Genomic DNA, 26,357 nt, shown 5'->3' on the forward strand with positions numbered 1-26,357 from the left:
AAGTTATATATATGAAATATTAAATAAGTGAAAGCCATTAACTATAAGTTAATGGCTTTATTAGGAAGAAATCAACATAAATATAAACCTCTAAAACTTACATATAATTACCTAATTATTTAATATTTTACAAAAATAAGTGTTATAATGTAGAAAAATGTAAATCCAAAAACAGGAAAATACAAAAGCTTCAAATTGAGGTGATTTCTTTGAGTTATAAAAAAATAGAAGAAAATATGAATTTAGCCAAAATAGAAGCAATACTAAGGGAACGGGCTAATGGTATCACAATTATTAGTCAAATAAGTATATCGACTAATGAACTAAATATATTAATAAAAACTACAAGAGTCCCTTTAAGAACAGCTGATCAAAAACATATGATTAAAACCCTTTGGGGAAGCTATCCTTATTGTTGCTTAACTCTTACAGTTTTTATTGCTATTTTCAAATATGATGGGAATTTTTGGGATCGTTTTAGAAGCATGATAAGAATAGAAAAAACAGGTTTATGGAAAACCCTTTTTCTAGAAACAATTAATAATAAAGGTTTAGTGAATTTCGACAAATCTGGCACACAAAAATATCTAAATAATATTCTTGGTCATGCCGGGATTCCAAAGGCTAATGTTAAATCATTTATTACAGATATTATCTTTCCAGCTATTGAAAATAATTTGGATGCAGAAGAGATTTGTCAGGAATTCCGAAGAGGAACCCATACTTATATCAAACCTTATAATCTATATAAGGGTGTTATTGATTTTATCAAAATGGGAGATATTGTTTCACTAAACTTAATAGATAGGTGCCTTCAAATTTGGAAAGAACAAGAAACTCCTTTTCTTAAGAAGAGCAAGGGCTTAATACCAAAGCATCTATTAATAGAATTTGATAAATACCTTAAAGAAAATGATGAAATAACTATTACAAGTCGAATTCCAAATCCTAAACCAAGATTAACTGTTAATCCTAACAAGTTAATAGTATCTATTAACTTACCTATTTTTAAGAGCAACGATAGTATGCTGAGTGATGTTAAATGGTTGATTGTTGATAATTTGAATGGAAATACAGTAACTATTGATACCACAAAGGTTAGACTATCTAATAACATAAATGAATTTTTAATTGAAGATTACCAAAAGGAATTTGCAGTGGAACCAAATAAACAGTATACAGTTAAACTATTTTTGAATAACATATTAGTTTCGGAACAGGCTTATGACACCAGTGATCTAATGCTCTTTAACTATCAAACAAATGAATTCACTGGTATCCTATCAAAGGAGTATAAGGAATTATACATTATAGTAGCTAACAAATATTTAAGAGATGAGTTAAAACTCAACTCTCCTACTTTTATCTATAATATGAATGCCGATTGGAATCATTATTCACTCATTGAAATAGAGGCAACACATATTGAAGAAATGAAAATTGGAGACAAGACTATTCTTTTAAACAATAAGGACAGCAATCCTAGTTTAATAGGGAAGCAAATTGATCACATCACCCATGAACGATTACCAGTTTTTAATTCGTTTCCGAATATACTTATCCCAAGGGAATTCACTCCATTTTTCAATAATAAATCAAATTGGCACATTAAGATTAATGCAAAAAACAATGCAGATACGAAAATTATAGCATTGGAGAAACTCAAGAAAGTTTATACCGAGGATAGTGGAGTAAGGATTATACTAGATGAAACAGGTTTATTAAAAGATATGGATTTCGGCGAATTTGAAATAACTTTATATGGCCCATTAGGAACAGATGTCAGACTTAAATTCATAGTTGGAAAAGATATAGACTTAAAAATAACTAAGAATTCCTACCAGAGTAAGATGAATTTGAAAACGATTTCTTTTTATACCCATCGTAACTATAGTGCGGAGGTTATCTGGCCTAATCATTTAAATGTACAGAGAAAGCATGAAAGGTCTAATATTGTAAACTCCCAAATAGAATGTTCAACTGATCAATATAAGTTAATTGTTCAATTTACCAATCTTGTTACGAGGGAGTCTTTACCCTTAATTGTCTATACCAAACCTTATGATATAAAGGTTACATATGGAGACAATACTTTCTTCGAAGGTTCAATGACGGATAAGACAAAAATGGATTTAGATGAAGCCTATCTCCACATTGACCTAGAAAACCCATTTTTAAATAAATACAAGTCATACGATAACCATATTTTGCTTACAAGCTATTCAAGTGGAAAAATTCAAAGGACATTTCCTAAGCCCATAAAAATGGGGAAGAAGTCGGTAATACCTTTAAAATATTTCAATGAATCGAGTAACAAAAATAACATTTCTTTAGTTTACCGGATACCTGCATTAAATAAAGAAGATAAAAGATTGTTATTTATAGATAATGATTGGAAACTTGAATATTTTAAATATAAAGAATTAGATGAAGCTATTCAAGTAGAATGGAAAGAAAACTTTTCTCTAGAGAACATGAAGTTAAAAGTTTGGCAGCTGAATGATCTCCAAAAAGCAAGCAAAACAGTAGACTTAAAGAAAAGTCAAACAGCAACTTCCATTGAAATCAATAATCCAGGATATTATTTGCTTGAATGGGAAGAGGGAAATGAAAATCCCTTTGGTTTTCTGTTAGGTGATCAACAAACTAAACCTTCATTTAAATCAGATAAATACAGAATAGTAAAGGTTAATACAGATTATTCGTTATCAATACTTACACTTCTCAATGATAATCATGGTGAGGAATATGAGTGGGAAGAAAATGAGTTTCTTGGGTTGATGAAGTCCATTCAAAGGTTTGGTCAAGATTATATGCAACTTCTGCTAGAAGACTATGACTCCTGCTGTGACTTTGGTATACGTAATATTGGTTTACTAATCCAATTATTATCTAATTCAAAAGCTGATAAGGAACTTGTTGATATTTGCTTAAAAATATCTGGATTTCAAGAGTGGGACAAAGATTCATTACTAACATGTATTTCAGAGGAGATACAACCAGGGATAGAAGAAAAACTTGATGAAATTGATTTCGATAATTTTGGTGATGGAAAAGCAGCAGAATCTTTTGCTAGTAGTATTCCTGCTCAGTTAAATGTTCTATACCAACAAACACCATTTGAAGATTCTATTGTAAAAGGTTTTAGTCATATTCATGCACATATAGAGTTCGTTAAAAAAATAAAACAGAATGCAGGTTATTTCCATCAAGTTGAGCAACTGCTGGAAAGTGAAAAGCTGTATATTAACGGACTATATAGAAAGTTAAAAACGTCGAATAAGTTTGATTATCGAATGTTTAATATAGTTAATAAAAGAGAGTATTTCATACAAACTTTTCAAATGTTTGAATACCCGTCATTAATTGCCAAAGTGGCATTATTCAATAGACTTCTTAGTATTGCGGAATTTACCTTCACTGAAAATGATAGAAAAAGAATACGATTAATTACTAAATGGTTATTGCAAAGTGATAGAAATTGGTTCATACACGATTTAGTTTATTTATCATTCTTATACGAAAATATTCAAAAGCAGAAAAAATATAATAAGGAGAGGGGTACAAGGAGTGGGTATACATCCTTTAAGTGGAAAGAAAGATATTGAATCTTCTTACATCGACTATTTAAAAACATCATTTTTTATAAATGACCACCGATTAATGAAGGAATTTGAAAATGCAGTAGAAGAAGAAGATAGGTTTGCACAAGGTCCATATCTCGAAGTAACAGCACCATATCAAAAGTCTAAATCCATGAAAGACTTAATTAATGATGGAGTACTTTCTCCTTTATTTAAGAATTTTAACCAAGAAGCTCTTCCAATAAATAGAGAACTATATTCACATCAGGTAAAGGCTGTGGAAAAAGCCTTTCATAAAGAGAATTTTATAGTAGCAACCGGAACTGGTAGTGGAAAAACTGAGAGTTTTATGTTGCCAATTTTAAATGACTTATTAAAGGAACAAGAACAAGGTACTCTAGATCCGGGAGTTAGGGCACTTTTTGTTTATCCGATGAATGCATTGGCAAATGATCAAATGAAGCGGTTGAGAAAAATATTAGAAAATACCCCTGAAATCACTTTTGGTAGATATACTGGGGAAACAAAAAACAAAAGAAAAGAAGCAGAAGAGTTATTTAAGCAAGTTAATAGGGATGAAAAACTATTAGATAATGAACTATTATCCAGAGAGGAAATGCGAGATAATCCTCCTCATATATTAGTAACCAACTATGCTATGTTAGAATACTTACTTTTGCGTCCAGATGATACACCATTTTTTGACGGACCTTTCTCTAATAGTTGGAAGTATATCGTGTTAGATGAGGCACACACTTATAATGGTGCCAAGGGTATAGAAATAGGAATGCTTATAAGAAGATTAAAAGATAGGATTTTAAAAAATAGACCTTTTCATGGTTCCTTACAATGTATTGCTACTAGTGCGACATTAGGTTCTGGAAAAGATGCTAAAAGAAAAGTTATTCAATTTGCAGAAAACTTATTTGATGAAAAGTTTGAATATCGTAACGAGAAATCAAATGACATTATTGAGGCAGAAAGAATCACTTATAGTGATTATTATGAACCACGTTATCAACCTAATTGGTCTGTCTATGACTATCTATTAGGTTTACTTGCTAAAGAAGAGGTAACAGAACATGATATTAATGAATTGAGCAAGTTCGGAGTAGCACCTCAAAAGATTAAAGGTATTAATCGTACCCCATCTCGTTTTATATATGAATTCTTAAAACATGACAAAAATTTATTTCTTTTAAGAGAAATTTTAATAGAAAAACCTAAAAAACTTTCAGTTGTAAGTAATCAAATGTTTATACATTTTGCTAAAGAAGGTCAGGGGATTAAGCAAGAAACTTTACAAGAATATATTGTTAAATTAGTAGAGTTAGCAGTAAAAGCTAAAGGAACGGATGTAGATGAACCTTTATTACCTGCAAGATATCATGTATTTATTAGATCTATTGAAGGTGCATTTGTACAATTTTACCCAGAAATTAAGTTTTCTTTGGAAACGAAGAAATTTGATGAAGAATCAAACTTCCCATATTTTGAACTAGGAGTCTGTGAAAGTTGTGGACAACCACACCTTATAGGTGAAGAAAGAGACGGAAAACTAATTCAGCAGCAAGGATTACAGTCAGATGAAAATATCCGTTTTAATGCTTATATGATCGTAAATGGAGAATTAAGTGATGAAGTGTATGATGAAGATGAAGAGTTACTTGAAGGTACGCATGATTCTCAAGATCTCTTGTATGAGCTTTGTCCATGTTGTTCTGCATTTAATATTAAAGGAGAAAAGCAGTCAGACTGTTGTAAACATGGAGACAAAATCAAAAAACTTACTTTAAAGAAAGAAGTAATAGTGTTTGATAAACATGCTAAGTGTGGTAATTGTGGAAAAAGAGGGAATAACCCAATACGGCAGTTTATTACTGGTCAAGATGGTGCAACAAGTGTACTATCAACATCGTTATACCAACAACTTATTAAAGGCGGTAAAAGAGAAATTGTTTTAAATAACTTGCAATCATCTAATGATGATAGTGGTGAATTTGACTTCCTAACTAAAACGGAAGTTAATGAATCAAAAGAATCAATTTATGATCCGCAAAAACTCCTTATTTTTTCTGACTCTAGACAGGCAGCTGCATATTTTAGTCCATATCTAGAGAGAACTTATAGTCACATCATATGGAGAAATCTTATTTATTCTGTATTAGGTGATTATAAAGATCAAGAATTGGGTGTAGATTCTTTAACTAATATTGTCATAAGGAAAGCAGAGAAAATTAACCTATTCGATTTATCTAAGGATAAGCTTGGTAAAGAAAAAGAAGCACAGCAGTATATTATGCGTGAACTAGTAAAGGGAGAAGAACGTAACTCTTTAGAAGGAGTTGGCCTTATAGATATACGGGTAGAACTTCCTCGAAATCTACTAGACAATAAAGAACAATTGGGAAGTAAGTTTGACCTTTCTGGAGATGAAGTAATAGAACTATTTAATGTTCTGTTTGATTCATTTAGATATTACAATGCGCTTGAGCATCCATCAAGTTCTGACCCAAGGGATGAAGTCTTTTTCCCGAAAAATCGCCAAGTCAGTATAAATAAAAGTCAATCGATAGCTAAGAAAAGTATCATGTCTTGGTTACCGAGTAGTAATCGAATAAATAAGCGAATAAATTATTTGTCAAAGGTTTATGAAAAGAAAGGTTATTCAAAAGAGCAAAGCAAGCAAAAAGCTATAGACACTCTAAATGATATATGGAAATACTTTATAGATAATGAACAATTCTTACCTGGATATTTTTCGTTTTTTAAAGGAAATAGAGTTATGAATTATAGCTTTTGGCGACTATATCCAATAGACAGGGCACTCCGTTGTGATACATGTGGAAATGTAACTACTAGGCACATTTTAAATGTATGTCCAAAGCATAACTGTGGTGGGGAACTTATAGAGTTCAAGCCATCCTCTGAATTTAATCACTACCGAAAACTATATAAGAACATTATTCCGGTTTCAATGTCAGTAAAAGAGCATACTGCTCAATTAAGCCCTGAAACCGCTATGAGTTATCAAGAAGACTTTGTTAAAGGAAAAATAAATGTTTTAAGTTGTTCTACTACTTTTGAAATGGGAGTAGATGTAGGGGATTTAGAATCTGTATTTATGAGAAATGTTCCACCTGAGACAGCCAACTATATACAGCGTGCTGGACGTGCTGGTCGAAGGAAATCTTCTGTAGCATTTGTATTGACCTTTGCTCAAAGAAGATCTCATGATTTAACGTACTACGAAAGGCCAGAAGAAATGATTGCAGGTATCGTCAAGCCACCAATCTTTAAGATGGATAATAAGAAAATAGTTCAACGACACTTACACTCTGTTGCACTATCCCAATTCTTCCGAGAAAATGAAGAATATTTTGGAGAGATTGAAAACTTTTTTAGAAGTGAAGAAGGCTTAGGAACTGGTCAGTATAAATTGAAAACATTTTTAGAGAGTAAACCTAACAAGCTATTTGATTCTGTTAGCAAGATTATTCCGGAAACATTAGAAGAAGAAATGGAATTGAACACTTGGGGTTGGACCAAGGACTTAATTGTTGATAGTGTAAATGAAAGTCTACTTGAAAAAGTAATGAAACTGTACTTTGAAAACATAGAAAAGCTGAAAGAACTAGCAAATAAGAACTTCCAAGAAAGCAAAGGAGTAGATATTTTTCAAAAACTAATAAGAACTCAAATGTCAGAATCACTAATTTCCTATTTCTCAAGACATAATCTATTACCGAAGTATGGATTTCCAGTAGATGTAGTGGAAATGCAAATTATGGATAAAGAATCTGAGAGAATTCGCCTAAATAGAGATTTATCTATGGCCATATCTGAATATGCACCTGGCTCACAGATAATAGCAAATGGCTTTATTTTTGAAAGTGTTGGCTTGCGTTTTGTAAAAGGATTTGAGCTCAAACGTAAATACTATACTGAGTGTAAAAAATGTAAACACTATAGTGTTCTAAAGGAAAATGATCCATTATATGAGAAGAGTCAAATGCCGTGCAAATCTTGTGGGGAAGAAGTGACTATAAATAAAATTATTGTTCCTGACTTTGGATTCGTTGCAAAAAAGAAAGGATTTGCAGGTGAGAAAAAGCCAGTTAGAGAATTTAGATCCCGAGTATTCTTCTCTGAATATGATTTTCAACAACAAGATACTAGTAAAGAGGTAGAGAAGGAAACAGTATATTCAAACTTTACTCTAAAAGCTAAGTATTCTCCTTTTGGTAAATTAGCGGTAGTAAATTCTGGTAAGGGTAAAGGATATCACTTATGTGAAACTTGTGGGCACGTTATTCGAAAAGGAAAGCAAAAGAAAACAAACAAGCATAAGGCACCAAATGGAACGTACTGTTCAGGTAAATACCAATCAAGACCAATTCATTTGGGGCATGAATTTATGAGTGATGTACTTGAGATCCAATTAGAAAATTTACTAGTGAAACATGAGCATGAGGTGTGGCATTGGGAGTCCTTACTTTATGGTATTTTAAATGGTGCAAGTGTAGCCTTAGGTATAGACCGTAATGATATCGATGGATGTATCCATTATAAGAACCAAACAAGCCCGTCTATTATTCTATATGATAAAGTACCAGGTGGAGCAGGATATATGAAAGAGGTTTATAATCAACTTGAAGTTACATTTGAGGAAAGTCTATCAATCTTAAAAAAATGTTCCTGCGGTAAAGAAACCAGTTGTTATGGTTGTTTGAAAAATTACTCTAACCAATATGCACACGACTTTCTTTCTAGAGGAGCCGCAATTGATATTTTAAAAGGTGTTTGTGATAGCTTAAATAAACCATTGGCATCTGTTACAGAAGATGATTCATTTGTAGAGTCCATAGACAAAAATGACTCCAAGTCATTTATTTTAAAACAAAAACAATTGATCCCCAAAGAATGGGAAGGAATAATTGAGCTTATTGATGAATCATGTATTAAGTTGGTCCAAGATTTAATAAAAGAAGGTGCTCCAGTACCCGATGTGGGATATGAGATTGCTGATTACACTGGGACGATTGGTGAAGCGGAATTAGCCTGGGAAAATCAGAAGATTGCTGTACTTCTTCAAGATGGCGAAAAAGTTATAAATGTTTTAAAAACAGATGGTTGGTACGTTGTCGACCGATCACAGCTTTCAGGTAAACATAACCAGTTAATGAAACGGCTAATGAGTAAGGGAGTTATGTAAGTGACACAAGTTGCAATTCATAAAGATTTCTTGAAGGCTATTTATAACATTCCAAGGAGTCAACAAAAAAAGGTAATGGAATTTACAGAGAAATTTAGAAGAGACCCAACTCAAGCAAGTATTAACTATGAACCTATTCATGACATGAAAGATAGTAAAGTAAGGACAGTAAGAATAGGACTTGATTATCGAGCGATAATTATTCACCCGCAAAAAGGGGACGTTTATTTGCTAGTGTGGGTGGATCATCACGATGAGGCAATGAGATGGGCTAAAAATAAGGTGTTCGAAATCAATGAAAATACAGGTGCTATCCAAGTTTTAGATATAGAGTACATTAACGAAAGGAAAGTTAAAGATGTGGGAGAGAACCAGGATAATGGTTACTATTTATTTGATAAATACTCTGACAAACAACTTAAAAAGATTGGTGTCCCCGCTCTTTTGTTTCCTTCAATTCGAAATCTAAAAACAGAGCATGAAATTGATGAAATAAGTAAACATTTACCGGAGGAAGCTTACGAAGGGTTATTATCTTTAGCTGCTGGTTTTTCATTTGACCAAACTATGCAAGAGTTGGAATATGCATTTGATAGTCATCTAATTGATACTGATGACTTTGAAAAAGCTCTTGAGCATCCTGATACCAAACGTCGATTTGCAACACTTTCCTCAACAGAAGAGTTAATGGACATATTAGATGCGCCATTGGAAAAATGGCGTGTGTTTCTACATCCAAGTCAAAAGAAATTAGTGACTGGAGAGTACAAGGGATCAACACGAGTACTAGGAGGAGCGGGAACTGGGAAAACGGTAGTTGCTATGCACCGGGCAAAGTTTCTTGCTGAAAAGATGTGTAATAACTCGTCTGACAAAATACTTTTTTTAACTTTTACTAGTAACCTTGCAAAGGTAATTGATAATCACCTTGATTCCATAGTAAAAGGGGAAACGAGAAATAATATTGAGGTCACTACAGTTCATAGTTGGTCTAAAAGACTATTAAATCGGTATAGGATCTATTTTAATACTGTAAATGAAGACAATATAGAGATGGCTTGGAGAGAGGCTTACACATCTGAAGAACTAGGTTTTGATCTTTCCTTTTATAAAGAAGAATGGGAAGAAGTCGTTCAGCAACATGGTATTAATAACGTGAATGATTATTTACGTATCCCTAGAGTTGGTCGTGGAACTAGAGTTTCTAGATTACAACGTTCTCAAATATGGAAAGTATTAGAACATTATAGAAACTATCTGGATCAGCATCAAATTAAGGAATGGATAGATGTCGTAAGGGATGCTCGCAAAGTGATTGAACAAACAAATAGTATCTTCCCTTATAAAGCTATCATTGTAGATGAGGCTCAGGATCTCCATCAAGAAGACTATAAATTAATGCGAATGATAGTACCAGAAGGAGACAATGATTTATTTATAGTAGGAGATGCTCATCAAAGAATTTATAAAAATAAAGTAGTACTAAGTCATTGTGGAATAAATATAAGAGGTATACGTTCCAAAAAACTAAGAATTAATTATCGTACAACAGAAGAAATTAGAAGATGGGCAGTGTCCATATTAAATGGTGAAGAATTTGATGACTTAGATGGGGAATTAGATAATCAGAATGGATATAAATCTCTTTTATATGGTTCAGTTCCTGAAGTTAGACACTTTAATAGCAAAGAAGAAGAGCTTAATTTTATAAATGACTTTATAAACACAGCTATCTTAGAAGGTGTAGAACTTTCAAATATTTGCATAGTAACTCGTTCTAAGAAGTTATTACAACAGGTATATGAACCTATGTTAAAGAATGATAATATTCCATTTATATATTTAAACCCTAATGAAAATGCATATGGTGAGGGTATACGACTTGGTACAATTCATCGTGTAAAAGGCCTAGAATTTTCTCATCTGATTATATCATCAGTAAATGATGGAATAGTGCCACCAATAAGTATTTTAAAGCGAACAAATGATGAGATTTCTAAAAATAATACTTTGCTTAGAGAAAAATCATTATTGTATGTAGCTGCTACGCGTGCTCGGGACTATTTGTTGGTTACTTCTTATAATAAGCAAAGTGAGTTATTAGTGAATTTAAAAAAGATAATATAAATTCAACTAATTTGGTTTAGTTAAATAAGATATGGCAGATATACTTTAAAACAAGGTGTTGGAAACATGCTCCAACACCTTGTTTTTTTACATTAATAGTAAAAAGGGAACCTTATCATAGCTATTTTAGAGTAGGCTCTAATTATGTGCTTAATACTTACTTAATAATAAGATTCATATTTCTCTCCGATACTTTTCTTTATCACCTGATTAAATAGAATAAATCCACCCAACTTCAATTAATTGGAGGTATTTTACATTTTTTGTTGAATGGTTTATATAAATATAAGAAAAACAATTATTTTTTCACATTTACTATTCAAATTAATTCTAATTATTAGGGGGCCAGGGTTTGTATAAAGTAGGAGAAAGAATTGAGCATATACGCTTTGGACCTGGGGAAATAATAGAAGTTAGTGGAGACAAAACCTGTATTTCAATTATCTTTACAAAAGGTTTTGGATACAAGAAATTTAGGCTAAAAGAGGCTAATAAATATATTATTAGATTGTCAGAGTTTTGTATTTTTGATGAGGAGACTAATGATTGGTATAACCTACATGGATATAATGAAGATGGCTATGATAAATATGGATATGACCAACTAGGGTATGATAGTAATGGTTTTAACAGAGATAAATTGCATAAGGTTACTAAAACTCATTTCAATCAAGATGGTTATAATTATAGAGGCTATAAACAAGATGGTTTTAATCAAAAAGGAATACATAAAGAAACAAACACCATTTATAATTTAAATGGTTATGATGTTAATGGTGTACATGCTAGTGAAGAGTTAGTAAAAGTAATTAATCAAAAGGTTTCTCCAAAATGTGAACTTAAATTTGATGGATTTTATCATATGACTCATTTTGATAATGCAGCCTCTATATTAAAAGATGGTAAGATTTTTTCTAGAAGTAGACAGAGTATGAAAGTTGATATGAACAAAAAGTTGGATATTACTAATAGAGTAATAAGTTATACCCATGCAAATATTCAAGATCATGTAAGAATGTATTTTAGACCTAAGACACCTACTTTCTGGTATTTTGAAAATTTTTCAGAGATAGTCCTTCTTAAGTTTAGCTCAAGTCTCTTAACATTGCCAAGAGCTAAAGTTTCAATAGGAAATGCAGGTAATTCATCAAGTGTAATTTGTGATATAACTAAATCCACTCTAAATCATATTAACTTTAATAGTTTATTCTTGTCATCTGAGGTTCAAAATAAGGAAGAAATGAACTTAAGACATACGGAGTTATTAATACCAGAGGAACTGGAACTATCGCACTTGGATAGTATTATCTTTAGAAGCAATAAAGATCTATTAGCGTTTAAAAATAAATTTGGTCATCATAAAGGTGTATTATATCAGGTAAATAAAGCGAAGTTTTTTTACAAGGAGACATAAAAATGGCTTACGAATACTACGACGGCAGTGTTTTTGAATGTGCAGAAACCAATCCAGTAGATATGATTGTTAATACAGTAAACTGTAAAGGGTTTATGGGAGCAGGTTTAGCACTTGAATTTAAGTTAAGATATCCAGAAATGTTTGAAGATTACAAAGAAAAGTGTTCCGACGGACTAATAAAAGTAGGCAATTTGGACATTTATGAGAATGAAGAGATAAAAATTTTAAATTTCCCTACCAAGGATGATTGGAAGAGGCCGTCTAATATAAACTGGATAAAAATGGGTTTGTTATATTTCTATAATAATTATAAAAAATTTGGGATTCATACAATTGCATTTCCAAAATTAGGTACAAAAAATGGTGGTTTGGACTGGGAAGAAGTTAAAGATTTAATGGAGCGTTGTTTTGCCAACTTGGATGAATTAACTGTATATATTTGTCTTGATAATAGTACGCCTAAAGGTACAGAAGGTAAGATGCTGTCAATATTAAACAATTTAACAGATAAAGAACTGAATGAATTAGGGTTAAGAGCTAATGCAATTGAAAATCTTAAAAATAACTTACCTATGAAAAGATTTTTTCAACTATCTAAGATTAAGGGTTTAGGTACTAAGAGTTACAAGAAATTGCATGCTTATTGTTATAAAAAAGTAACGGACACTGATAATGGAGATGAAGCATTTAAGCAACTATCGATTTTTGAAAGTGAATGAAATAAAGTTAGCAGAAAGCTACCTTCAAATTGATTTTGGTTATAAAACTCTGTGCATTCTTGCCTCGTAAATAACCACGGCATATTGTACCACACAAATAAAGGCATACGAAGTGAAAGAGCACTTCCTTAATTAAAAATAGCATTTAAAATGGCAAAAGAATTAAGTGTTGATGTTGATGACCTATTTGAATAAAAGGAGTGTTAGTTTATGGAAATTACATACTTAGCAAAAGAAATTAAGAAAATATACGATAATGTTGAAGGTTGTAAAACTAAAACTACAGAGAAAAAAGGTGATGGTTTTACACCACGAAATCGACATGGAATAAAGTGTGGACAGGTTGATGTAGATACAAATAAAGACAAGATACGTATTGTACTTGATTTATATCCTGGTAGATATGCCTTAGAAGAAGTAAGTGACATACTTGAAATCCCTGAAAGGAAAAAGAGAGCAAGTCACACTGGGTTATTAATAAAACGAACTACAAAACCAGCACCAAGTCACGATATGTTAGAGATATCACTACATTCTGATTACATTTTTACTTTAAAGGAAAATAAATTAAATACTCTACTTCAGTTTATACAAAGGTCTGCGGAAGAGAGTGGGTTTAAAACAGAGAGTAGTAGATAAAATTAGTTCTAAAAAGGAAAGCCCATAAATAATCACGGTTTTCCTGCCACTCTTTAAAATTAGGAAGCTCATTTTTATTTGGTGTGACTAGATTCGCAATTCCTATTTCGTGTGGAAAGCCTGTAGTATGAGAAAGAAGCTGTCGCACGGTTATTTTGTCGCTTAACGCTTTATTCTTCGTTTGAAAGTATGGCAAGTAATCTACTAGTCGGCGATCTAATTCGAGTAAAAAATAATAACGGAAGATTGTTTAAAGTAAGGAAAAGTAATGGAAAAAATAGATGTAAAGGTTCTCACTTAAGCTATAGGTAAGATTATGCAGAACAGAAGATGTCACTTAAAGAGGAATATTTTTATGCACAGTACAAAAATACTATTCAAGAAAATCTATCTGAGGATTGTATAACTTTTAAAGAGAATAAAAAGCCAAACATCACTACACCAATCAATCTCCAATCAACATTTAAGACATGTAAAATGTGTAGCCATTCTCAAATTTAATTAACCCTAAATCAAACTCTGCTGAATGTTAGCGGAGTTTTTTTGCTACCCCCAATTATTACTAAGTGAAAACATTTGTACTTACTTTGATACGAAGGTATCCTAGTATTATTGTAAGAACGTTCAATGTTAATGATAGATTAAATAGAACTTCCAAGAGGGGGGAAGCGTATGAAACTAAGAGTATCAGCTGTGCAATATCATCTCCATACGATACATTCCTTTGAAGAATTTGCACAACAAGTCACACATTATATAAAAACAGCGCAAGAATTTGAGGCAGATTTTGTATTATTTCCTGAGTTCTTTACAACGCAGTTACTTTCAATAGAAAAAACACCAGGAGAGCGATTAACAATTGCTGATTTGCCCGATTTTACAAAGCAGTACAGGGACTTATTTATAAATCTAGCAACCGAAACAAACATGCACATCATCGGTGGCACTCACGTAATTCGTAAAGGTGGCAAGTTATTAAACGTTGCACATTTATTTTATCCAGATGGCAGAGTTACAGAACAGGCGAAACTGCACCTTACACCAACGGAAGTAAGCGAATGGAATATGGCACCTGGTGATGGAATAGAAGTGTTTAAAACGGATAAAGGAACTATTGCGATGATCACTTGTTATGATATCGAGTTTCCTGAGATTGTAAGAATGGCAAAAGCGAAAGGTGCTGATGTCATCTTCTGTCCATCGTGTACCGATGATCGTCACGGTTTTTACCGAGTTCGCTATACAAGCCATGCGAGAGCAGTGGAAAATCAAGTGTATGTCGTAAACGCTGGAACAGTAGGGTCACTTCCAACTGTTGATTTTATGAGAGCGAATGTTGGCCAAGGCGCTGTCATCACTCCAAACGATATTCCATTCCCACCGCGCGGTATTATGGTCGAAGGAGAATTGAACAATGACATGGTCGTAACAGCAGATCTTGATTTAGAGCTTTTATATAAAGTTCGTGAAAGTGGTTCTGTTACAACATGGCGTGATCGACGGACTGACCTTTATCCAGATTGGGAAGCAGATAAGAAAATTCCAGTTGTTTAAGGAGGAAGTAAATGTATCGAAAAGAGCTTTATGTTTTTAATGGAAATCAGCCTACTCCAGCAGTCGTGCGAAACTATGAAGAAAAAGATTTTTCCGAATTAATAAACGTACAACATGAATGTTTTCCGCCTCCCTTTCCTTCTGAATTATTGTGGAATCGAGAGCAGCTGACAAATCATGTGACATTATTTCCAGAAGGTGCATTATGCATGGAGATTAATGGAGAAATTGTCGGTTCGATGACTGGTTTATTAGTGCAATACGATCCAGAGAATTCAGACCATACGTGGGAAGAAATAACGGATAGTGGATATATTAAAAATCATAACCCAAATGGAAATGCTCTCTATGTTGTTGATATTAGTGTTCGACCAGCTTACCGAAAATTAGGAATCGGAAAAGTATTAATGCATTCTATGTATGATGTTGTTGTTAATAAGGGATTAGAGCGTTTACTTGGTGGTGGGAGAATGCCAGGCTACCATGTAAAAAAGGATGAAATGACAGCGCAACAATATCTTGAAGCAGTAGTAAAAGGAGAATTGAAGGACCCCGTTATTACCTTCTTGCTTCGCTGTGGTCGTACACCAGTTACGGTTGTAGCTGATTATTTAGAGGATGAAGAGTCTTGTAATTATGGTGCTTTAATGGAATGGAAAAATCCGTTTAAGTAAGTGTCAGGCATCATTTGCAATGAAGAAATAGTAGATTCATAGTGGGAAATTAAATAATTCAATACTTTAGTCTTGTAAGTTTGATATACTATCAATTGTAAGTATTTGTATATTGAATGGAGTTTTAATATGAATTTACTTTTAGATATAAAAACCATCTGTATTGCTCTTGTAATTGGGCATCTATTTACACTCGTCCTAATAAGTGCGTATTGGCAGCAGTATGAGAAAAAAACTACATTAAAGTTCTTCTTTTATGCAAAGTTTCTTCAAGCAATTAGTTGGTTTTTAATTATGTTGCGTGGTGAAATTCCTGATTTGTTATCTATTTCCTTAGCGAACACATTTTTATTTGTCGGAACTACCCTAGAAGGTATTTCTCTCTTAATGCTACGTAGATTATTTACTAGCACTCTAAAAAAGCTATATATATATTTAACGATTATTAACATCGTTGGTTTTCAGTTGATAATATTCTTAGATAACAGTGAAAACTTAAGGTTAGCTTTTGGATCTTTATCCCCTGCAGTTATTTTAGCGATTCCTGCTTATCAATTTATTACTAACAATAAAGCATCATTGTTAATGAAGATAATGGGATATCTCTACTTGCTTGTGATACTAACTTTAGGTTATAGAGGGATAACTGCATTAATATCGAATGATACAATTGAACTTCTTGCGCAAGGATTTAGCCAAACAACTTCTTTTTTAGCTGTTTTTCTAGTTATGATTGTTAGTAATACGGGGTTCATCTTACTGTTAAAAGAAAATGCAGACAAAGAATTGGTTAGGATGGCAAGTTATGATGATTTAACTAACGTATTAAATCGTAGGACGTTTATTACTCGAGGTCAGCAAAGCATAATGAAATGTGTTAACAATAATAATCCGATATCTTTTATCCTTTTTGATATTGACCATTTTAAGAAAATTAATGATAAAAATGGGCATAGCATAGGAGATAAGGTGTTAATTGACATAGTAGATCGGATTAATGGACATCTTTCATCAAACCATTTGTTTGGTAGGTATGGTGGAGACGAGTTTGCCATTCTACTTCCTGGAATGGGAGAGTCGGAATCTACTAATTTTGCAGAAAATATTAAACAAGACATAGAGCAAGCAAATACTGATGGAGTACAATTGTCTTATACGGTTAGTTTAGGTGTACTTACAGTAACGCCGAATAAAACTCTAAATTTAGATGAGCTATACATATCGTGCGATAAAGCACTTTATTTAGCGAAAGAGAACGGTAGAAATTGTGTTTATCGAGTTTCTTAAGTAAAGAGGCTTCGAAAGGAAAGAAGTCCAACCAGTCGATATGTTCTAGGATACGACGCATTGCGAAGCGGTTGATAAAATGAGATTTGTAAAAAATAATAGGCATTTTTTTATGAGTAAAGATCATTTAATATAAATGGTCTTCTTTTTTGTGGTTTAGAGGTGCTTGTCACTTTCCGATATATGTAAAATAAACTGGTACATTATGGTATGATTAAAAAAACTAAGAGGCAATAGAAGCTGACAACTTTTATAATCATTCACCTTATGAAACGAAAGCAATCTATTAATCTGCAAATAAAGGGAAGCTTGAGTGTCTTATAGCGAATGGATTACTATAGATACGTATTGTACTGGACATATGTAATGATATATATACCTTAGAAGAAGTATGTGACATACTGGAAATCCCAGAAAGGAATAAGGGAGCTAGTCATACGGGGTTATTAATAAAACGTTCTACAAAACCAGCACCAAGCCACGATATGTTATAGATATCACTACATTCTGATTACATTTTTACTTTAAAGGAAAATAAATTAATACTCTACTTCAGTTTATACAAAGGTCTGCGGAGAGAGTGGGTTTAAAACAGAGAGTAGTAGATAAAATTAGTTCTAAAAAGGAAAGCCCATAAATAATCACGGGCTTTCCCTCTTTGCATTCACTACAAAATCAAATCAATCCCCTTTAATGCGATTTCTTGTGGGTTTGCGTGGTCAACGTTAGTAAGGACGACGACTCCAAACTTTTGCTCTGGAATCATTGCTACCCATGCTCTAATCCCAGGGTATCCGCCACCGTGTGAAATGATATCTAGCCCTTTATATTTAATTTGCCCCCAGCCAAGCCCATAGCCAATGTCTTTCACTTCTGCATTTGGTGGGGAAGGAATTTCAACATTTGGGTATGGTTTTTGCATCTCTTTTAAGCTATACTTCTTTAACACTAAACCATCTTCATCCATATTGGCTGCCAAATAAGTCGCCATATCATTGGCTGTAGAATAAATAAATCCAGCTGGTGCAGCGATTCTGTTCATCGGAAAAGGAGTTTCTAACATCCCTTCATCATTTTTGATGTAATATCGACTACTATCCTGATCATTTTCCGCGATGTCAGGTTTTAAAGTTGTGCGCGTCATGCCTATTTTTTCAAAGACGTTCTCCTGCATATGATCATACCAAGAAAGACCGCTCACTTTTTCAAACAAATCCCCAACGATGGCATACGCATCTGTGCAGTACATCCAACTTTCACCTGGTGAATAGTCTAACGTTACATTTTTAAAGTACTTCGTAATATCTTCAAATGATTGAATACTAGCGAGTGTTTCATCACTTATGCCTAACTTTTCCTGCCACTCTTTAAAATTAGGAAGCTCATTTTTATTTGGAGTGACTAGATTCGCAATTCCTATTTCGTGTGGAAAGCCTGCAGTATGAGAAAGAAGCTGGCGTACTGTTATTTTATCGCTTAACGCTTTATCGGTCGTTTGAAAGTATGGCAAGTAATCTACTAATGGTCGGTCTAACTCGATTAAGCCTTTTTCTACTAATTGCATAATCGATACTGCGGCAAAGCTTTTGGACACACTTTGGATGCTCATAATCGTGTCAGCGGTCATTTTCTGTTTTGTTGTTAGATTTGCGTAGCCAAATCCATTGGAATAAAAAATCTCATTATGATAGACAAAGGCAACAGATGCGCCAATTAGTTTTTCTTCCTTAAGGAGCTCTTCCATGAAAGATTCAAATTGCATAATTTTTTTATCGGATTGTTTGATCATTTTCCTCTCCCCTTTCAGTCCAATATTTTTTCTACTAATTGATTGACGATGTCTTCAGGTAAAAAAGGTGCAAGTGATGACAGTGCTGCTGGTGTTAGTTTGTCATCCTCTACATGATGTAATAGGGAGACTAATTTATCTTGTTGTAAAAACGGTGCTATGCTTGCTAATTTTTCAAGTGTTACTGTTTCTAAGCTACTTCTATCAATTAGAAAATCTAAAACATCTTGTGACAAAAACGGTGCCAATGAGCCGATATGCGTCCACGAAATATGTGTAAGATCAATTTGTTTCATTAAATCGTTTAACTGGTGGTGGAGAAATGGAGCAGAACTGATGAGGTCATCTAGTGTTGGTGGTGTTTCTGTCTGTTCGATTAAGTTCGCTAACATATTTTCATCAATAAAAGGGGCTAAGGAATTGATATCCTGCCAAATTACTATTCTATTTTCTAGTTTTTCAAAGATGGCTTGTATCGTGTGCTGAGCTAAGAAAGGGGCAAGTTCAACTAAGTGTTGCATTGTAAAAGAGTTAACATCGACTTCCTCTGTCACTTTTTCAAGCATGCTAGTTTTCATAATTGGAGCGAGTGACACTAATTGACTTACATTACTTTTTCCCTCATTTAAAACTTTAGCTGCTTCTCTAGGTTCGTCTGCAGCGATTTTTTCAACAACCGCTCCAATATTCTGCTTCGCAATATCATCTCTTCCGCCACTTAATAGTTTATCTATCGAAACATGGAATAGTTTGCTAAGCTCAACAAGTGTAGCTATGTCTGGCAGCGAGTCACCGCGTTCCCATTTTGAAACAGCTTGGTGGCTGACATGTACGTGATCTGCTAATTCAACTTGCGTCATGTCGCGTGCTTTTCTTAACCTACATATATAAGGTCCAATTAATTTCGTCTGTAGCATTCTAACATCTCCTTCGATTTATTCGAGAACGTCCTCATAAAGTAATCTTAGCACTAAATTTTACCAACGCCTATCAACTGCTAGTTGAATGATAATTTTGATAAACCGTGACGTGTCTTTTTCTTTTAGAGAAAAGGAATGAATAAAAATGTATAGAATAGAATATTGGAGTAATTTATATTATTTAAAAGAATACCCACAATAATCAAATCTAAATGAAAATAATTACTAAAAATAACTTAATTTCGAAAAATATTGTTTTTTCGTAAAGGTTATTCATGACGAAGACGTATTATTTTTGCATCAGTGTTTTAACATTGGTGCTTTTTTATGAGGAGGGAAAGAGATGCAAAATTTGCAAAAATGGCTGTTAAAAATTTTTCGTGTCAGCAAAGTAATTAGTCTATCAATCTGGAAATTCACCAAAATGCATATTATTCCATTAGTTATTTTATTATCTAAGCTTATTTGGAAAGGTGTACTGCAATTATATAAATTACTTTCAAAAAAAATTATCCCATTCATTTATGCATTTTATAAGGGCTTGTCACCGCAAAATAGAAAGCGGCTAAATATTTCATTTGCCGTCGTACTAATACTTTGCCTAACAATTGCTTTTGTTTTGCCGAATTTTAATCAACATATTGGAGTTAGTAAGAGCCAAAAAGAGCTTGATAAGCTTGTTGATGTTATTGTTACAGGAAGTTGGGAGGAGCAACAGGATACAGTAAAAGAAATTTTATCTTCTGTAGGTATTACATATGCAGAAGACGATGTTCCTCAAAATAATAATGCATTATTTGTCATTCCTCCTGAATTAACACTTCTCACTTATGATGCGAGTCTCAATACTTATGGTGGCAGGTTAACGTTGGAAGATTTAGCTTATCTTTTAAGAGATGCTGGATTTCCGTTTAAGGAAGGAGAAGACCCAGCGCTAATTATGAGAAATGGAGTAAGTGCATGGGTCAAAAAAGCCCAAGACGATCCAAAACAAGATGGAAGTATGGCCCCGTTATTTTTACAAGCAATGGCGAAAGCACAATCGCCTTCTATTAGCTTAGAAAAAGATGATTGGCAACCTCAAGATTATCGTATGACTTATTTAGAAATTCACGTATTTTTAGGCTCTATCCTTCAAGCAGTACGAGAGGAAGAAACGAAAACTAGTATGATAGATTGGCTGATGCCTAAAGCTAATGCAGCAGATGCAGCTGGAACTTGCTCCATTGCAAAAGATTGGTTTGGAGATATTACGAAACAAGAAGCAGCAGAAATTTCCACATTTAAAATTGATTTAGTAAACTTTCTTATTTCTGAGCTAATTGGAAAAGGATTTGATAGTATTTCAAAAGAAATTGGCAAGGTTTTAACTTCGGTGGGGATTGGTCTGAAAGTATTAAAACTAGCAATGTTGTATTGGGCAATTGAAGTAAAAGTAGAAGCTGACCATGCAGAAATTCATAAGCAAGGTATAAATGAGAAAACAAAAGAAGTTGCTTACAAAGCAATTGTAGGTGTAAATGAAGAAAAATATCAACAGTATTTGAAACAGTGGAATTCGAGCCCAGTAGCTAAGGAAATTAGAGATTGTTTTTCATTTATTGGACTCCCGATGCCGACAGATACAGGCGATATTGCTGCTGATGTAGAAAACTGGAGTGTCGAATGGGATATTGTTCATGGCGGGGGTATCCATGCCTATGTAGGAAAAAATAATGTGTTTGACTTACCAGGACAATTTCAGATGAGTGTGAAACGTGTTAGTAAGAATAAAGCAGAAGCTAATTTTCTAGTGGATATTATTGAAGAAAATAATGATCATGAAGGAAAAGAAAAAAGAAATATAGTAACTGTAAGAGCATTAGTAGAAACTAGTGCGCCTCCTGCACTTGGCACTTTTTTAAATGGAATAAAGTTAGGTTATGGTACTCATGGTTCAGACAATCCAGTATTCGATCTTTTATCATTGACTAGTGCGATTGCTGATGTAGTAGCAGGATGGTTCCAGGAGATGGTTGAGCCAGAAGCCTATGGTTTCACACATGTGGTTTATCATGAAGTAAACCCAGATCAGTATGCATACGAAGGTGTTGTCAGAGTAATGGAGACCGTTTATGACGAATACGATGATACTATTGAAACTGTATATTTAGTAGCGAAGGGTAACATTCGAGCTGAATATAGTGTTGGTACACAACATGGTCATTTTTGGAACGTTTCAGGTTTTGCCAGTAGTGAAGCAAAATATTCATTTCAATATGGTGAAGAATATGAAAATGGTTGTGTTGGTGGAACGGTTCTAATAAATTCTCAGTCAAGTCATTCCGGAGATGCAAGTGCACAAATGAATATGAGAGGTAAATTGACTATTAGAGGATCGAAGGAGGAAGGCTATACGTCAGAGCTTAATTTGAGCGGAGATAATAGTCAAATAATTATTAGTAGAGGTACTAGTACTGAGGTTAGAATTGCCCAAGGATGCGATTATGTTAGGTCCTCTAATTGGAGTGACGATGTTGAATATGACACTATGTATAGTGCCTATTTTCCGAATCTATATAGCTTACAAATGCCAGCGGATGGCGTATTTCCAAAACAAATTAAAGGAAGCCATCAAGTTGTAGATGGAAACAAAGTTACAATTTGGAGCTGGGTTCTTGCAAGGGTAGATAAAAAGTAAAAACTTTGTAGGTGCCTGTCACTTCTCGGTTTTTGTCGATTAATGACAAACTTCGGAGGTGACAGGCACCTATTTTAGGCACCTATTTTAGAAAAAAATGGTATATTGTGGTATAATAAAAATAAAACCGATTAAAAATGGATATGCATAGAATTGGTGAAAACGGGGTAAAAAATGAGTGCTAATCGAGAAATTACAGAAGAAAAAGACGAAAAAATTACACAGCTAGAAAGACAATTAATAGAATTAAAAGAAGCGCAACAGCAAATTGCTGCAACTATTGCAGTAGAACAAAGCGCAAGATCGTTTTCTCCACTAAAAGGAATATTTAATCTCTTCTTAAAAGTCCGTAAAATAAAACTTATTTTGGTCATGCTTGTTTTTTTAGTCATCACTTCAGTAGGATATTGGATAATTGCCGGCAATACCTTCAAACAAGAGTCTGTCAGGTTCGTTGAACATGTGCAAGAGCTATCGACATTGGCAACAGCTCAAGCTTATACGAAAGCGGTTATACATGAAGAAGATTATAAGAATTTATGGAGCATAAATCTCCCTGGAACAAAGCGGGAACTGCTATTGATTGTACCTGCGACTGTTCTTGCTGGAGTTGATTTGCAAGGTATTACTTCAGAGGACATGGTTATAAATGAAGAAACAAAAGAAATAGATATTACCCTTCCTCATGCAGTACTAATTCAGGAACCATCGTTACAAATGGATAAAGTACAAACCTATGTTAATGGTGGGATTTTCCGTGGTGATATTAAATGGGATGAGGGGTTTGACTTGGCAGCTAAGGCACAAGAGCAAAGTCGTCAAGATGCTATCTCTGGTGGTTTACTAGATAATGCAGAAAAAAATGCAGAAAAAGCGTTAAAGGAATTTTTTAAGAACATTGGATATAAGGTAAATATCACGTTTAACTAGTGGGACAGCCTGTCGATTCAACTTGGACAGGCCCGTACTGTAATTTTCTGGGGAAGATGATAGTTTTGGTTTGTGTAACTATTCTACTAATCATTGGAGTGATATCATGTTAAATAATCTAGTAAAGAATAAACTTTTAAAGAAGAAACCAGAACATGACGAGTTATCCGTATCTAATATTGAAATTGAAGAAGAACTAGTTACTGAGTTAAAAGATGAAGCAGAAAAACTAAATGCTGAAGATATAAACCAACATGAAGAACATTTTTCAGAGGAAAAGTTTTGGACGAAGGTTCAAAAATTCTCTAAAAGAGCTGGCACTTCTGTGGTGTACGCAGTTCTATTACTTTATTACACGCTTCAAAAGCCAGATGTACCATTAAAAGTTAAAGCGACCATTGCTGGGGCTTTAGGTTATTTTATTTTACCTCTAGACCTTATTCCTGACTTTGCAGTAGGTGTAGGATATGCTGACGACTTAAGTGTTGTAATATTCGCTTTAGTTCAAGTGGTATTATATATGGATGATGAAATAAAAATGCAAGCCAAAAATAAACTGAAAGACCTATTTGGTGAGAATGTAGATACAACTGAGATTGATAGTAAACTAGGTTAATAATATTTTATAAGTCTGTTTCCAAGGATTTAGGGAACAGACTTTATTTATTATCGGGAAGTGTCAGGCACGAATCATTTGTGAACGAAAGAAATATAAAGGTCTTTATAAATAAAATGTCGAATGTTATTAGTAACAAACTAATTAGGGATGTTATTATATGATAACTGAGAAGAGTAATTTGGATTATAAGCAATTTGTTCCAAGGGAAAGTGGATTTGTTTTTAAATTTATTAAAAAGGGCGAGCAGTATATTCATACATTTATAGAAGGTAAGTTAATCGAGAAAGTGGGATTAACCCCTAGTATGGTAGTGGGGAAAACTCTGTATGAGTTTTTACCTATAGAACAGGCATCAAAAAAGAAGCATTTCTATGAAAGAGCGTGGAGTGGAGAAAGCGTTAATTATGAGGGATACTTTGATGGACATTATTATATAGCATCATTAAATCCAGTTACAAAAAATTCTAAAGTCGTTGAGGTTATTGGAATAGCCTTAGATATAACTAAGGAAAAAGAAAGGGAAATTCATTTACAAAATATAGAGAGACTTGCAGTAGTCGGTGAGTTGGCTGCTGGAATTGCTCATGAAATTAGAAATCCACTTACATCAATCAAAGGCTTTACAAAAATAGTAAAAGAAAGCGTCGATAGTGAGAATCTAAAATCTTACTTAGATATTACGCTCAGAGAAATAGATCGAATTAATACGATCGTTAGTGAATTTATGTTCATTTCTAAGCCTCAAGAATTTATGAATCTACAATTGACCAACCTTAATAGAGTATTATCAAATTGTATTGCCTTTATGGAGCCACAAGCTAATTTAAAAAGTATAAGAATTACATCATACTTCCATTCTGAAATTCAAACAAAGTGTGATGAGAATCAATTGAAGCAAGTTTTAATAAATATTTTGCAAAATGCTATTGAAGCAACACATGATAGTGACCAAGATATTGAAGTGATATTAAAAGAAACAGAGAATAATAAAGTTTTAATACAAATTTCAGATAGTGGTGTTGGAATAACAGAAGAAAGAACGAAAAAGTTATTTCAACCCTTCTACTCAACTAAAGAAAAAGGAACAGGGCTGGGGTTAATAATTTGTAAGCGTATTATTGAGCTTCACCAAGGAACAATTGAAATTAAAAGCAAATCGAATGAAGGTACAGTAGTAAAGATACTTTTACCTATTGATATACCTTGTCAGGTAGATTTATAAAAGAAGTACTCTACGACCAATTAAGGACTTATCTCATGGTGAAGGTGTAGGTATAATTGTGAATCCATTTGGGCGTGTGTGGATGGTAGCTACACCAATATTTAATAAAACAGAACTTTAATAAAGGAGTTTAATAAAATGGATGAAAAGAAAGATACAGAAATAAAACGCTCTTCAAAAGCAGAAAGTATTCTTTCTCAGATCAATAGTAAAACGAAGCTAGGCGACTTACGAAAAGTCGCGAAGGACATTAAAAAAGATCACGAACTAGCTATGGAACTTTGGTCTAGCGAAGAGTTTTTGCCCAGATTATTAGCAATCTTAATTATGGACAAAAAACTTCTTTCACAAGATGTGATAAATAAGCTTGATAAGGATATGCAGACTCACACTTATGAAGAGCGAAATAACTTAATGGATTGGTTAATGGCTAACCAGCTCACCAAAGACAAGAAGACGATTGCATTGATGGAGTCATGGGAAGATAGCCCTTCTACTCTTCAAAGGCGAACTTTCTGGTATTATCAAGCGCGATTGAGATGGACTGGACAAACACCGCCTGATAACACCGCATACTTGCTATCTGCATTAGAAGCTAATATTACGCAGGAAGAACCGGAAGTTCAATGGGCTATGAATTTCACCGCAGGGTGGATAGGCGTTTATGATGAAAAGAATCGTGCACGTTGTATTAAACTTGGGGAGAAAACGGGTCTTTACAAAGATCAAATAGTAGCAAAAGGATGTACTCCAAGCTATTTGCCAGAGTTCATTACAATTGAAGTTAACAAACGATATAATAATTAATTACCTTTGAAGTATTTATTAAAGTTTAATGCAAAGAATAAAAGGACAAAGCATCAATATGAAAAACATTTTATAAAAATAGCAAAAGAAATTGAGGCAGAGTGTGTTTTATTTCTTTAGTTTTTACATGGTTAGGAAGAGTCTTGCACTAATAATGAGCAAGGCTCTATTTTT

At 33.4% G+C, this 26,357-nt stretch carries 17 protein-coding genes; 14 read left to right on the forward strand and 3 right to left on the reverse strand.

Annotation, left to right across the window (positions count from 1 at the left end; genetic code table 11):
- Nucleotides 1-209 precede the first annotated feature (209 nt).
- The 6 genes from CIB95_RS08950 to CIB95_RS08975 all read left to right on the forward strand — a co-directional run bounded on the left by CIB95_RS08950 (nucleotide 210) and on the right by CIB95_RS08975 (nucleotide 13,701).
- On the forward strand, nucleotides 210-3,608 hold the full coding sequence (locus CIB95_RS08950; RefSeq protein WP_094924361.1) for a hypothetical protein: 3,399 nt from the start codon (nucleotides 210-212) through the stop codon (nucleotides 3,606-3,608).
- A complete protein-coding gene (locus CIB95_RS08955; protein ID WP_094924363.1) occupies nucleotides 3,571-8,799 on the forward strand; it encodes a DEAD/DEAH box helicase in 5,229 nt (1,742 codons plus the stop codon). Before CIB95_RS08950 ends, CIB95_RS08955 begins: the two co-directional genes overlap by 38 nt.
- Entirely contained in the window at nucleotides 8,800-10,926 is a 2,127-nt protein-coding gene (locus CIB95_RS08960; RefSeq protein WP_094924365.1) for a UvrD-helicase domain-containing protein, read from the forward strand.
- A 352-nt stretch (nucleotides 10,927-11,278) separates the two neighbouring features.
- Nucleotides 11,279-12,340: a DarT ssDNA thymidine ADP-ribosyltransferase family protein gene (locus CIB95_RS08965; RefSeq protein ID WP_094924367.1), complete on the forward strand. Its 1,062-nt coding sequence runs from the start codon at nucleotides 11,279-11,281 to the stop codon at nucleotides 12,338-12,340.
- A 2-nt stretch (nucleotides 12,341-12,342) separates the two neighbouring features.
- Nucleotides 12,343-13,062, forward strand: coding sequence for a macro domain-containing protein (locus tag CIB95_RS08970; protein WP_198949184.1), 720 nt, complete (start codon nucleotides 12,343-12,345; stop codon nucleotides 13,060-13,062).
- A 210-nt stretch (nucleotides 13,063-13,272) separates the two neighbouring features.
- Nucleotides 13,273-13,701 carry a hypothetical protein gene (locus CIB95_RS08975; RefSeq protein ID WP_094924369.1) on the forward strand — a complete coding sequence of 143 codons (429 nt, stop codon included), beginning with the start codon at nucleotides 13,273-13,275 and terminating at the stop codon, nucleotides 13,699-13,701.
- On the opposite strand, the gene CIB95_RS16600 is transcribed toward CIB95_RS08975, so the two are convergent.
- Complete coding sequence (locus CIB95_RS16600; protein ID WP_142296494.1) at nucleotides 13,679-13,948, reverse strand: serine hydrolase; 270 nt, start codon at nucleotides 13,946-13,948, stop codon at nucleotides 13,679-13,681. The genes CIB95_RS08975 and CIB95_RS16600 overlap by 23 nt on opposite strands.
- A 425-nt stretch (nucleotides 13,949-14,373) precedes the next feature.
- On the opposite strand from CIB95_RS16600, the gene CIB95_RS08980 reads away from it, so the two are divergent.
- From CIB95_RS08980 to CIB95_RS08990, 3 genes are all read left to right on the forward strand, one after another.
- Entirely contained in the window at nucleotides 14,374-15,255 is an 882-nt protein-coding gene (locus tag CIB95_RS08980) for a carbon-nitrogen hydrolase family protein (RefSeq protein ID WP_094924371.1), read from the forward strand.
- An 11-nt stretch (nucleotides 15,256-15,266) separates the two neighbouring features.
- The gene (locus tag CIB95_RS08985; protein ID WP_094924372.1) at nucleotides 15,267-15,929 is read left to right on the forward strand and encodes a GNAT family N-acetyltransferase; all 663 of its coding nucleotides are present in this window, start codon (nucleotides 15,267-15,269) and stop codon (nucleotides 15,927-15,929) included.
- Between the two features lie 129 nt (nucleotides 15,930-16,058).
- Entirely contained in the window at nucleotides 16,059-17,216 is a 1,158-nt protein-coding gene (locus CIB95_RS08990; protein WP_094924374.1) for a GGDEF domain-containing protein, read from the forward strand.
- A gap of 667 nt (nucleotides 17,217-17,883) precedes the next feature.
- On the opposite strand, the gene CIB95_RS08995 is transcribed toward CIB95_RS08990, so the two are convergent.
- Nucleotides 17,884-19,005 (reverse strand): serine hydrolase domain-containing protein, encoded by a 1,122-nt coding sequence (locus tag CIB95_RS08995; protein ID WP_094924375.1) that lies wholly within the window; start codon nucleotides 19,003-19,005, stop codon nucleotides 17,884-17,886.
- Nucleotides 19,006-19,019: 14 nt separating this feature from the next.
- Nucleotides 19,020-19,922, reverse strand: coding sequence for a helix-turn-helix domain-containing protein (locus tag CIB95_RS09000; RefSeq protein ID WP_094924377.1), 903 nt, complete (start codon nucleotides 19,920-19,922; stop codon nucleotides 19,020-19,022).
- A 346-nt stretch (nucleotides 19,923-20,268) separates the two neighbouring features.
- On the opposite strand from CIB95_RS09000, the gene CIB95_RS09005 reads away from it, so the two are divergent.
- From CIB95_RS09005 to CIB95_RS09025, 5 genes are all read left to right on the forward strand, one after another.
- Nucleotides 20,269-22,605: a hypothetical protein gene (locus tag CIB95_RS09005; RefSeq protein WP_094924378.1), complete on the forward strand. Its 2,337-nt coding sequence runs from the start codon at nucleotides 20,269-20,271 to the stop codon at nucleotides 22,603-22,605.
- Nucleotides 22,606-22,779: 174 nt separating this feature from the next.
- Nucleotides 22,780-23,535 carry a DUF4230 domain-containing protein gene (locus CIB95_RS09010; RefSeq protein ID WP_094924380.1) on the forward strand — a complete coding sequence of 252 codons (756 nt, stop codon included), beginning with the start codon at nucleotides 22,780-22,782 and terminating at the stop codon, nucleotides 23,533-23,535.
- 106 nt (nucleotides 23,536-23,641) lie between these two features.
- Nucleotides 23,642-24,151 carry a YkvA family protein gene (locus tag CIB95_RS09015; protein WP_094924381.1) on the forward strand — a complete coding sequence of 170 codons (510 nt, stop codon included), beginning with the start codon at nucleotides 23,642-23,644 and terminating at the stop codon, nucleotides 24,149-24,151.
- A 160-nt stretch (nucleotides 24,152-24,311) separates the two neighbouring features.
- On the forward strand, nucleotides 24,312-25,376 hold the full coding sequence (locus tag CIB95_RS09020) for an ATP-binding protein (protein ID WP_094924383.1): 1,065 nt from the start codon (nucleotides 24,312-24,314) through the stop codon (nucleotides 25,374-25,376).
- 138 nt (nucleotides 25,377-25,514) lie between these two features.
- Entirely contained in the window at nucleotides 25,515-26,183 is a 669-nt protein-coding gene (locus CIB95_RS09025) for a DNA alkylation repair protein (protein WP_094924384.1), read from the forward strand.
- Nucleotides 26,184-26,357: the final 174 nt, after the last annotated feature.

This window comes from Lottiidibacillus patelloidae, assembly GCF_002262935.1.
Taxonomy (GTDB): domain Bacteria; phylum Bacillota; class Bacilli; order Bacillales; family SA5d-4; genus Lottiidibacillus; species Lottiidibacillus patelloidae.